At 35.8% G+C, this 11412-nt stretch carries 12 protein-coding genes; 10 read left to right on the forward strand and 2 right to left on the reverse strand.

Annotated elements, in window-relative coordinates:
* Nucleotides 1-308 precede the first annotated feature (308 nt).
* The 7 genes from proC to LZP85_RS07925 all read left to right on the forward strand — a co-directional run bounded on the left by proC (nucleotide 309) and on the right by LZP85_RS07925 (nucleotide 5455).
* Nucleotides 309-1151, forward strand: a complete 843-nt coding sequence (gene proC / locus LZP85_RS07895) for a pyrroline-5-carboxylate reductase (protein WP_035320203.1) — start codon at nucleotides 309-311, stop codon at nucleotides 1149-1151.
* Between the two features lie 83 nt (nucleotides 1152-1234).
* On the forward strand, nucleotides 1235-2341 hold the full coding sequence (gene proB, locus LZP85_RS07900; RefSeq protein WP_119543374.1) for a glutamate 5-kinase: 1107 nt from the start codon (nucleotides 1235-1237) through the stop codon (nucleotides 2339-2341).
* Nucleotides 2342-2439: 98 nt separating this feature from the next.
* Nucleotides 2440-3702 carry a glutamate-5-semialdehyde dehydrogenase gene (locus LZP85_RS07905; RefSeq protein ID WP_061786099.1) on the forward strand — a complete coding sequence of 421 codons (1263 nt, stop codon included), beginning with the start codon at nucleotides 2440-2442 and terminating at the stop codon, nucleotides 3700-3702.
* A gap of 357 nt (nucleotides 3703-4059) precedes the next feature.
* A complete protein-coding gene (locus tag LZP85_RS07910) occupies nucleotides 4060-4257 on the forward strand; it encodes a cold-shock protein (RefSeq protein WP_025908441.1) in 198 nt (65 codons plus the stop codon).
* Nucleotides 4258-4473: 216 nt separating this feature from the next.
* Nucleotides 4474-4941: a hypothetical protein gene (locus LZP85_RS07915; protein WP_061786098.1), complete on the forward strand. Its 468-nt coding sequence runs from the start codon at nucleotides 4474-4476 to the stop codon at nucleotides 4939-4941.
* Complete coding sequence (locus LZP85_RS07920; protein ID WP_025908439.1) at nucleotides 4929-5231, forward strand: YxcD family protein; 303 nt, start codon at nucleotides 4929-4931, stop codon at nucleotides 5229-5231. Before LZP85_RS07915 ends, LZP85_RS07920 begins: the two co-directional genes overlap by 13 nt.
* An 8-nt stretch (nucleotides 5232-5239) precedes the next feature.
* Nucleotides 5240-5455 (forward strand): DUF2164 domain-containing protein, encoded by a 216-nt coding sequence (locus tag LZP85_RS07925; RefSeq protein WP_224840170.1) that lies wholly within the window; start codon nucleotides 5240-5242, stop codon nucleotides 5453-5455.
* Between the two features lie 25 nt (nucleotides 5456-5480).
* Here LZP85_RS07925 and LZP85_RS07930 read toward each other — a convergent pair whose 3' ends face one another.
* Nucleotides 5481-7649, reverse strand: a complete 2169-nt coding sequence (locus LZP85_RS07930) for an MMPL family transporter (RefSeq protein ID WP_234562139.1) — start codon at nucleotides 7647-7649, stop codon at nucleotides 5481-5483.
* A 177-nt stretch (nucleotides 7650-7826) separates the two neighbouring features.
* Between LZP85_RS07930 and LZP85_RS07935 the strand changes: the two genes are divergently transcribed.
* Complete coding sequence (locus LZP85_RS07935) at nucleotides 7827-8672, forward strand: dimethylarginine dimethylaminohydrolase family protein (protein ID WP_119543376.1); 846 nt, start codon at nucleotides 7827-7829, stop codon at nucleotides 8670-8672.
* A gap of 67 nt (nucleotides 8673-8739) precedes the next feature.
* Complete coding sequence (locus LZP85_RS07940) at nucleotides 8740-9591, forward strand: YihY/virulence factor BrkB family protein (protein ID WP_076513012.1); 852 nt, start codon at nucleotides 8740-8742, stop codon at nucleotides 9589-9591.
* Nucleotides 9592-9606: 15 nt separating this feature from the next.
* On the opposite strand, the gene LZP85_RS07945 is transcribed toward LZP85_RS07940, so the two are convergent.
* Entirely contained in the window at nucleotides 9607-9885 is a 279-nt protein-coding gene (locus tag LZP85_RS07945; RefSeq protein ID WP_119543377.1) for a hypothetical protein, read from the reverse strand.
* A 238-nt stretch (nucleotides 9886-10123) separates the two neighbouring features.
* Here LZP85_RS07945 and LZP85_RS07950 point away from each other — a divergent pair, with 238 nt between their 5' ends.
* Nucleotides 10124-11011 (forward strand): helix-turn-helix domain-containing protein, encoded by an 888-nt coding sequence (locus LZP85_RS07950; protein WP_119543378.1) that lies wholly within the window; start codon nucleotides 10124-10126, stop codon nucleotides 11009-11011.
* Nucleotides 11012-11412 lie beyond the last annotated feature (401 nt).

The raw sequence follows: 11412 nt of genomic DNA on the forward strand, positions 1-11412 counted from the left end.
CTCACAAGCTGTTCCCATCCCGTTTCGTAAAATTCTTTATAAATAGTATGTAACATCCAAATAAAACATTTTCCCTAAAATAAAAACTATAAACATCAATACAGCGAAAAAAGTCGATTTTTTGGGGATTTTCTAATAGAGAAATTTGTTGAAAAATATTTTTGTATCCGTTTTCATTTCTTTTGTACTATGTGCTGACAGCGTTATTTTTACCTTGTCGACAGGTTGACAGCCATTTTGAGCATGTTACGATAGTTACCGTTGAGAGAACGCGAACAAAAATACGAACATTTGACAGGGGAGATTTGATGATCAAAACAAAAAAGATTGCTTTTCTAGGTGCAGGATCAATGGCAGAAGCAATGATTTCTGGTATGATTCATTCTAATATTGTTCCAGCGAAAAATATTGTGGTAACAAATCGCAGCAATAAAGAACGCCTTTTAGAATTGGAAAACAAATACGGTGTTCAAACTAGTAAAAGAGTTGATTTAGACACAACAGATATTGACGTGTTCATTTTAGCAATGAAACCAAAAGATGCTGAGCAAGCATTATCCTCTTTAAAACCCAATATAACTAAAGATCAAGTTGTTTTATCAGTGCTAGCTGGTATTTCAACAGCCTTTATGGAAGATCTATTGCATGAAGAACAACAAGTTGTTCGAGTGATGCCAAATACCTCAAGTATGATTCAACAATCTGCTACAGCAATATCTCCAGGACAATATACAGCAATGGATTCAGTCATTTTAACAAAAGAGCTGCTATCGTCAATTGGTCAAGTTTACGTTATTGATGAAAAACAAATGGATATTTTCACGGGCATTGCCGGTAGTGGACCAGCGTACTTTTATTTCTTAATGGAGCATATTGAAAAAGCAGCCAAAGAAGAAGGATTAGATCCAGAAGTAGCCAGAGCAATTGGAGCCCAAACCATATACGGTGCGGCAAGAATGATGATGGAGCGTGACGAAACGCCAACAGAGCTTCGTGAAAACGTAACGTCTCCAAATGGCACAACGGCAGCAGGCTTGAAAGCCCTTGAAGAACATGGTGGCGGAACGGCAATTATGCGCGCGGTAAAAGGAGCATCAGACCGTTCAAAAGAAATGAGTGAACAGCTTGAAAAGGTATCCAACGAAGCATAAACCATAACTTCATATTCTTCGTTACTATCCTCATATTTATAAATCAATAAAACAAAAGAAATGAATTAACTAGGAGTGATTTGATGAGTCCCGATGGCAAGAAGCGGGTTGTAATTAAGATTGGCAGCAGTTCTTTAACAAGTTCACACGGTGAGATTAGCCGAAAGAAATTGGAGAGGCTTGTTGACCAAGTAGTCGAGTTGAAAGATCAAGGTCATGAGGTACTGCTTGTTTCATCCGGTGCAGTAGCGGCAGGTTACAGAAAGCTTGGTTGTTTAGAAAGACCTAGCTCATTACCTGAAAAACAAGCGGCCGCATCCATTGGCCAAGGACTTTTAATGGAAGCATACTCTGAGCTGTTCTTATCTCATGGCTACGTCGCGTCACAAATTTTAATTACGCGAGATGATTTCTCTGACGAAAGCAGATATAACAATGCACGTAATACCATTAACGTACTGTTAGAACGAGGAATTGTACCGATTGTCAATGAAAATGATACGGTGACTATTAATCGTCTAAAGTTTGGAGATAATGATACGCTATCTGCTAAAGTTGCAGGGTTAGTTGATTCAGATTTACTTATCATCCTATCTGATATTGACGGATTATATAGCGCAGATCCTCGTGAAAATCCAGATGCGGAGCTATTATCACACGTATCTGAAATTACGCCAGAAATTGAAGAAGGTGCTGGAGACTCTGGAAGCTCAGTTGGCACAGGTGGTATGCGCTCAAAAATTGATGCGTTTAAAATTTCAATGGCTTCAGGAATTCCTTCATTCCTAGGAAAAGCAGGCGTTCCAAACATTTTAACAGAAGCGGTGTTGGGTGAAGCAGTTGGAACGTATTTCGAAGCAGGAGAAGACGCTGTTAACTTAAGTCAAAAAGAACAGTGGATTGCGTTTAACTCAGGGCCTGAAGGGGAAATAGTAATTAAAGACGAAGCAAAAACGGCGATTGTGGAAGAAAAGAAGCCGCTGCTACGAGAACACATTAAGTTTATAAAAGGTCACTTTGAAGAAGACTCCGTTGTTCGAATCTTAGATGTTGATGAGCAAGAGCTTGCATTAGGTGTTTCGAATTATTCTTCAGAAGAATTAGCTCAAAACCAAGAAATGAATGAACCCGTTGTTGACAGTGAAGGAATGGTTTGTCACGTCGAAATTCCGATTCCGGTAGGCCTTTAATTAAACAATCGAAGAACGACAAATCTATGGTATAATGATGTAACAAAAATAATCATAATATTAAAAAAATATTGTAAATCTTATCCAGGAGTGATTTTGTGGTACAGGTAAAGGAAGATATTTCGGTTAAGCAACAAGCGGTGTTAGCTAAAAAAGGTGCAAAGCAGCTTAGTCTATTAACAACAGAACAAAAAAACAAAGCGCTTTTAACAATTGCAGATGTACTTGAAGAGCACACGGATGACATTTTAAAAGCAAATGAAAAAGATTTAGAAAATGGAAAAGAAAAAGGCTTTGATGATGCGCTAATGGATCGTTTAGCATTATCTGTTGAACGTGTAAAAGATTTTGCAGATGGACTAAGGCAGGTATCGAAGCTTGATGATCCAACAGGAGATATTTTAACAGAGTGGACGCTTGAAAATGGTTTAAATGTTAAACAAGTTCGCGTTCCACTTGGAGTAATTGGAATGATTTATGAAGCGAGACCAAACGTAACGGTTGATGCTACAGGTCTTGCGTTAAAATCAGGTAATGCGATTGTGTTAAAAGGTGGTTCTTCTGCAATTCATTCCAACAAAGCGATTGTCGAAGTCATGCATAAAGCATTAGATAAAACAGAAATTCCTAAAGAAGCTGTCCAATTTATTGCGAGTACAAATCGTGAAGCAACGCAGCAGCTCTTCACGATGAAAGAGCATATTGACGTATTAATTCCACGCGGCGGTGCATCATTGATTCAGGCTGTTGTAAATAATGCGACGGTTCCTGTATTAGAAACAGGAGTAGGGAATTGTCACCTTTACATTGATGAACACGCAGATGTTGAAAAAGCTATTTCGATTCTAATCAATGCTAAAACGGATCGCCCAGCGGTATGTAACGCAGCTGAAACGGTATTAGTTCATGAAAAGTGGCTTGAGCAAAACAGCGACCGTTTAATTCAAGCGTTTAAAGACTTTAATATTGAAGTGTTTGGTGACGAGCGCACACTTGCTACAATTCCTGGTGCCAAAGAAGCAAAAGAAGCAGATTGGGCAGAGGAATATTTGCGCCTTGCAATTGCGATGAAGGTTGTTTCAAACGTAGATGAAGCAATTGAACACATTGAAGTATATGGCACGAAGCATTCAGAAGCTGTGATTACAGAAGATGAAAATGTTGTGAAAAAGTTTATGGCGTTAGTAGACGCAGCAGCTCTTTATCATAATGCTTCGACTCGCTTTACAGACGGTGGAGCGCTTGGTTTTGGAGCGGAAATTGGAATTTCAACTCAAAAACTTCATGCAAGAGGACCAATGGGCTTGCCGGCACTAACAACAATTAAATATGTAATGAGCGGAAATGGTCAAGTACGCTAATATCATAAAAATAATTATGTAAAGAAACTCAGCAGAGATGCTGAGTTTCTTTTGTGCAATGAATAAAATATAGTTGTCAATTTCCTGAAAATATAGTATTATTGAATTTTTTTCTAAACTCTGCTATAATAAAAACACGTAATTTTTTTACTATTGTATCCTCATTTAAGCGTATATGCTTTATGCCAAACATACGCTTAAAATCTTATAATAAAACTCCATCTTTGATTCGTTTCTCTCATGATAATATTAAATTCTTCAAGATAGGTCATTTACCGATATGCTCCATTTTAATAAACTCATGATGATACCCATATGAAGACGGATAGTAGATTACTTTAAAAGGAGATTATGTCTATGTATAACCGAAAAAATGTTGAACCAGCTGTAATTGAAGAAACTAAAGTATGGGAATGTACGTCAGATAGTTGTAAGTGTTGGGTTCGCGATAACTTTAAGAGCGGTGACCAACCAACGTGCCCGCTTTGTAAAAGTGAAATGCAACAAGCAACGAAAGAGTTACAAGTTATTCACAATCCAAAAGTAATTGACTAATAAAATACGAGGTTTGTAGAAGCTGCTCATATTCTTTGCAACATGGATATAAGCAGCTTTTTTGATTAAGTAGGTAACCAATCATAAGATTGTGAACGTTTTTGGGCAATTACTTCATTTTTATATAAAAAAATGAAACCTTTTGATACGATGAAACGTAGTACAAGTTACGTAGAAAATTTTACGTATGTAACTAATAGTAGGGGGCAAAAATTCATGTTAAAAAAAGTATTAGCAGCTTGTGTAACGCTTACGATTATGTTTTCACCAATAGGTGGAGCATTGGTTCAAGATAGCTCAACCATTGTAAGTGCAAAAGGTTATAAATCAGGAAAGCGTTCTTTTGATAGCGGAAACAGCAATCAACCAAGCATGTTTAAGAACAACAATAATACAAACAGCAATTCTTCTGTAAATCAAAAGAACAACACAACAAATAACTCAAAATCAACGAACACAGCAAGTACTAACCGTGGTGGTTTAATGAAAGGACTATTATTCGGTGGACTTGCAGGATTACTATTTGGTAGTATGTTAGGAAATTTAGGTGCATTAGGTCCAGTAATCGGCTTCTTAATTAATGCATTAGCAATTGTAGCTCTTATTTTAATCGTCATTCGACTATTTCAAAGCATTAAACGTAACAAGCGTAAAGAACAGGAAGTGAACTCTTGGAGAAACTAAAAATCTCGGAACAGGACATTATCAATGCAATGTGTCTGTATATTGCTGATAAAAAGCAGGTGCAGCCTCAGGAAGTTGAGGTCGAATTGATGTATGATGACGACTATGGCTTTTCAGCTGAGTCATACGTAAATGATCGAAAGCAGGTCCATATTACGTTAAATATCATTGAGGCACTGCGCTTGTGGTTAGATACGCAGATGAACATTGATCCATTCTCAACAGGTTTAGAATTAGAGTTAGATGACGAAGAAGGCATTATTGCTTACGCAACGGTAAGACAAGGATGAGCAAGTCTTTGACAATATCAAAAGAAAAAAAGAAAGTATTAATTGAAGAAATTCAAACGTATTTTTTAAATGAACGTGATGAAGAAATTGGAGAGTTAGCAGCGGGCTTACTGCTTGATTTCTTCATTGATAAAATAGCTGTCGAGTTCTATAACTTAGGCGTTGAAGATTCATATCGTTATATGAGTGATCGTTTAGAGGATTTGTTTGCTATCCAAAAATAACCCTGCAAATTGCAGGGTTATTTTTTTATTTACTTAGCTGTGTGTTTGCTTTGGTAGTTTTTTTACCAAAAAACCACCAGTTTGCATTGCCTAATAACTTCATAAGAGAAGGGACAAGCAGCATCCGAACAACCGTAGCATCAATAAAGATAGCAAGCGCGATACCAACGCCCATTTGTTTGACAGGTGTAATGCCAGTAAACGCAAATGCACCTGTAATCACAATCATAATGAGAGCGGCACTTGTAATAATTTTACTAGTTGAAGCTAACCCTTCAACAGTTGCTAAGTTATTATCGCCTGTTTGTTCATACACTTCATGAATGCGTGAAATTAAGAATACCTCATAATCCATACTTAATCCAAATACTAGTCCAAACACAAATACGGGAAGGACTAAGGCAATATTAGACTCTGTTAAGCCGAAATGTCCCCCTTGGAAAAGCCAAACAAGCAATCCGAAAGTAGCTGTTAAGCTTAAAATGTTCATAATAATTGCTTTCAGTGGAATTAAGACAGAACGAAAGGCAATCATAAGGATTAAATAAGTAGATGCCAGCACTAACAATAAGCCGTAAGGAGCTTTTTCATATATTTCATCAAAAATTTCTTGTTCAAACTTTGGATATCCTCCTACATACAGTTCAAGATCACCTGGTGTTTTAGCAGCCCACGTCTTTACAAATTCTTTTGCTTCGTTGGAACTTTGTTTTGTATCCAATGTTACTTTTACAAGCATATAATCATTATTTACAAATGACTCAACCGCTGGCTTAGTTTGAGTCTCTAACTGTTGGTTGTTCAATAGTTGGCTAAGTTCTTTCCCTGAATCTACTTTTAATGCAGTAGGTAAAGAGTCAACCTTACTGACCAAATTATCATCTTCTATTTGATGAATAAATGGTACGGCATCATTTAGAGAACCTTGTGCTAACATATCACCATTGCTTTTTAACACAAAGAAGACATCGGTGGTTGTTTCGTCCGTAAAACGCTCATTGTAAACTTCTAAAGTCTTTTTTGAATCATAGTTATCTGGCAGGGCTTCAGAAGATGGGATTTCCAGCTGCATATCTTTAATAGGAAGAAGTGCTGTTAACAAAATAACAAGGGAGACGAGCGTCATAATGACCGGTCGTTTCATTACAAAATGAGCAAAGGAACGCCATTTTGATTGACCCGATTGATCATTTGTGCGCAGGATACGCAAGCGATTTACTTTTTCGCCAAGCATTGCTAAAATAGCTGGCAGTAATGTAACCGCTGATAAGACAGCTACAAATACAACCGCCATACCTCCTAACGCTACGTTTTGGAAAATGTCTACTTGTATGAATAACATTCCAGCAAGCCCAATAAATACGCAAAGTCCGGAGAAAATGACCGAGCGCCCAGCAGTTTGAATGGTCTTTTTCACAGCGTTTTCTACGCTGTTATGTACGAGCTCTTCTTTAAAACGATTAATAAATAGAAGGGCAAAATCAATACTTAAAGCTAATCCAATCATCGGTACAACATTTAAGATAAAGATTGACAATGGTGTCACATGATGAAAGAAATAGACAATTCCCATTGTTGTAATAACCGTCACGATACCAATAATTAAAGGAATGCCAGCTGCAATAACGCCACCAAAAGCAAGTAATAAAACAATGAGTGCTACAGGGATTCCAATTGCTTCAGCTTTTGCTAAATCTTTTTGGCTAGCTGTATTCATATCCTGAACAATAACAGGTTCGCCTGTTAGCTTCACTCTAATTTCATCATTTTCAATTGGAATATCTTGAAGCTCATTAATTTCATTATCTAAATCGACAGCTGCTTTGTTGAAGTGAATAATGCCATACGCAAAGTTGCCATCAATTGTACTACTATCTAGAGAAGGAGCGTCAATCTTTAACACATAGTCCTTTGTATTAATTTTCTCTAAGTAATTGCTTGCGCTCTTAATAAGCTCTTCATATGAGACGTCATCTTTCTTTTCAAACAAAACAATCGCTTGAGATTCGCTGACGTCAAATTCATCAACAAGAAGCTGTTGGGTTTGTTTAAATTCACCCTCCATCTCAAAGCCGTTACCTCCCAAAACAGATGGGAGCTTCAGAGCAAAATAACCAAATGTAACAATCAAAACAAGCCACATAGCTAGAAAAAGTTTACGATATCGATATAAAATTGTAGATAGCTTTTCCATAATAACCTCCGTTTCTATATAACTACTAGCCTATTTTATAACAAACAATGATACAAATAGAAGTTATTTGGCACTTTTAGTAGCAAATTAATTGCTGGTTATAAGAAATAAAAACTTGTTTATTTTCTTCATAAAAAAGGAACACTACACTATACAATTATTTGGGTAGGTGTTTTGATGAATCTAGAAAAATCCTCCGTTTGTCAAACGGAATACGGCATTTTAAAAGAAGTAATTGTTTGTCCTCCTACATATATGGAAATTAAAGAAATAATTAATGAAACACAAAAGCATTATGCTGGAGAAAATATTGATGAAACCAAAGCTAGTAAGCAGCATAAAACATTTGTAGAGTACCTTCGTACACAAGGAATTAACGTCATTGAGCTAAAAGCAGACAAAAGGTTTCCAGAACAAGTGTTTACACGAGACATTGGATATGTACTTGGCCACGCGGTTCTTGTTTCCAAAATGGGAAGCGATATTCGTGAAGGTGAAGAAGCTTATTTGACAGAATGGTTGAACAATCATAACCTATCTTATTATCAAGTAAAGGGTGACTCAATTGAAGGCGGCGATGTAATTATCGATGGAAAAGACATTTACATTGGCGTGAGTGGGAGAACGACCACGGAGGCTATTAAGCAGGTCCAAGAACAGCTTCCGCATATGAATGTTATACCCATGCCTATTAAAGACGGTTATTTGCACTTGGATTGCGTTTTCAATATTATTTCTAAAACAGAAGCGTTAATTTATCCCGAGGCTCTTGATAAAAGGGAAATAGCATTATTAAAAGAACGATTTGACTTAATTGAAGTAACCGAAAAAGAGCAGTTTACATTGGGGACGAACGTATTTTCAATTGGGAATAAAACGCTTATTAGTTTACCTGTAAATAATCAAGTAAATGAAACCCTTCGTATGAGAGGGTTTGAAGTGGTTGAAATTGATATTTCTGAGATTATTAAATCAGGAGGATCGTTTCGATGTTGTACGCTACCTCTTCAAAGAGAAGAATAGAAAAAGGATTAAAGAAGAGGAAAATCGGGAATTAAAGAGTTGAGTAAGTGAAGGAATGGGGGATTCAATGCAAGGAATCGTGGGTTTTGTAAAAAAACTAATAACTGAAATTAAAGAAGATAATGCAACTGGGCTTGCGGCAGAACAAGCGTATTATTACATGCTTTCGCTGTTTCCGATGCTAATTTTACTGTTATCCATCATACCTTATTTATCCCTTGATGCAAACGATGCGATAAACGTGTTAGAAAGTGCTATGCCAGCTGAAACAGCAGATATATTTAAAGAAAATGTTGTTCAGTTTATTAATAACCCAAATGGTGGCTTATTAACAATCGGTATTTTAGGAACAATTTGGTCAGCATCAAATGGAATGAACGCATTTATGCGAGCGATGAATGAAGCGTATAATGTAAAAGAAACTCGCTCGTTTATAAAAGTGCGTGGCTTATCGATACTGCTAACAATTGGATTGATTTTAACACTTGTAATTGCACTTATTTTACCTGTATTTGGCGGTGTTATTTTAAAAGCTTTAGTAAGCTGGGGGCTGCCAACTAGCTTTGGGACATTTTTAAGCGTTTTAAGATGGATTGTAGCGATCACAATTATGATTGCTGTGTTATCTATGTTATACCGATTAGCGCCGAATAAAAAGTTTCCTTTTGCACACGTATGGCCTGGTGCTGTGGCAGCAACGCTTCTGTGGCAGCTCACGTCTCTTGGCTTTTCATTTTATGTCAGTAATTTTGGTAACTATTCAGCTACTTATGGAAGCTTAGGAGGCGTCATTGTGCTAATGCTATGGTTATTCTTAACGGGATTAATTCTGGTAATTGGCGGTGAGATTAACGCTATATATCATCAAGATCGAACGATTTCTCCTGTTACAAAAAATGACGAAATAACGGTTAATTAGGAAAAAGACGGCTTCTTATTGAAAGCCGTCTTTTTTAACTACTTTTTTACACGTATCGATTGTATATAAGAATGCTGCTTGTTTATAAGCAATATCATTTATTATGACAGCCTGAGTTTCTGATAACTGATTTGATTGGTATTGTATAGAAGAGATGCCCTGTTGAATCGTTTCATTTGCTGTCGTCATTTGATCCATAGTTGGCGTAATTTCTTTTTTAAAGGAAATTACGCGATAAATGAAAAAGCAAGCAGAGACAATTATAAGTGCAAAGCTTAAGTAAATAATAATCAAAATTTTCAACTCCTTAAGTAACAGTTGTTTTATGAATAAAATACCCTCATTTTTTGTTTTTAAACGAGGAGTGTATATCATGCTTAATCTCAGTGTAAAGCTATGAATATTGCTTTTTGTTTGGAATTATTTTCTTGTTTCTGTTGATTCAAAAATGAATAAAATGGTACAATAGACTTATAAAATATGATAGAATGTTGTTTAAACAGGTTTTATTGATAATAAATAAGGTGATTTCTTGAACGACAGAAAGCATGTAGGAAAACTTATTCAAAATCTAAGAAATATAGCCAAGTTATCTCAAGAAGAACTTTCTGACGGGATATGTTCCAAAGAAGAACTTGATTTGTATGAAACAGGAGCAAAAGCAATTCAGGGTGACATTTTATATAAAATATCAAAGCGTCTAGGCGTATCTATGAATTATTTTTTTGAAGTAGGAGAGTTAACTCCTAATGACTATTCCAAAGAAATTAAAGAGACCATTCGCTATTATATTCGCAAGAGAAATTATGAAATGGTGTTGCATGTAGTAAACAAAGAAAAGGAAAACCCGATGTTTCAAGATCCGTTTCATGCTCAGTTCTTTTTATGGCACGAAGCGATTTGTGATTATTATATTCATCACTCTTTTCCAACAGCTCTAGAAAAATTAGAGCGAGCTATTTCGTTTACTCGCACAAGTGAACATTTTTATTCTGAAAAAGAAATTGCAATCTTGAACAGCATTGCCATCATTTATGAGGAAGAAGGAGATTTGAAAAAAGCATTTAGTGCGTATATGGAAGCTCTACAACATATTACGCTTCTTCCTAAATTAAAAGATCCGCTTGTAAAAATTCGCATTCTCTATGGACTTTCAAAAGCGCTGTGTGAGATGGAGCGTTATGAAAAGTCAATTAAGTACGGAAAACTTGGTCTAGAGCTCTGTGTAAAGCATGAAACTCTATATTTATTGGGAGAGCTACATTATCAGGTAGGTGAGTCCTTATATAAAATTGGCAAAAGTGAAGAAGGGCTATCCTGTCTCCAAAAATCGATTCACATATTTGAAATTGAAGAAAACGAACGATTTGTTTCGTTAGTAGAGCAAGAAATACAGCTTTTACAAGCAGATTTTAAATAGCTATAAATGAAAAAGAGGACCTAAAATAAAACATTAGGTTCTCTTTTTTATCTGCATAATGAAAAATAAGTAAAAATAACTAGTTGATGGAAGGCAATCTAACCAGATAGATTTTAAGTTGTTGTTTTTTTAATATAGTTATTTAAGAGTTTTGTTATTCTTTTTGGAATATAAAACCCCAATAGACCATAAAATTTTTTGGTTTGTCGAAGAAGCTAATATTTTCGTAGGATTTTAGATTTTTCTGTAGTTTGTCAGAGAGTATGACAGAGTTAAGGGTATATGGATAGGTTTTCTAACAAAAAATCTGAAAAATAAAATGATTTAAAATACCTATCATTTTCCCTTTTATTTCCAAAATATAGTATGTTAACGACGTGTAAAAGATTATTTACGAACAA

The sequence above is a fragment of the Priestia flexa genome (genome assembly GCF_021441905.1).
GTDB classification, from domain to species: domain Bacteria; phylum Bacillota; class Bacilli; order Bacillales; family Bacillaceae_H; genus Priestia; species Priestia flexa.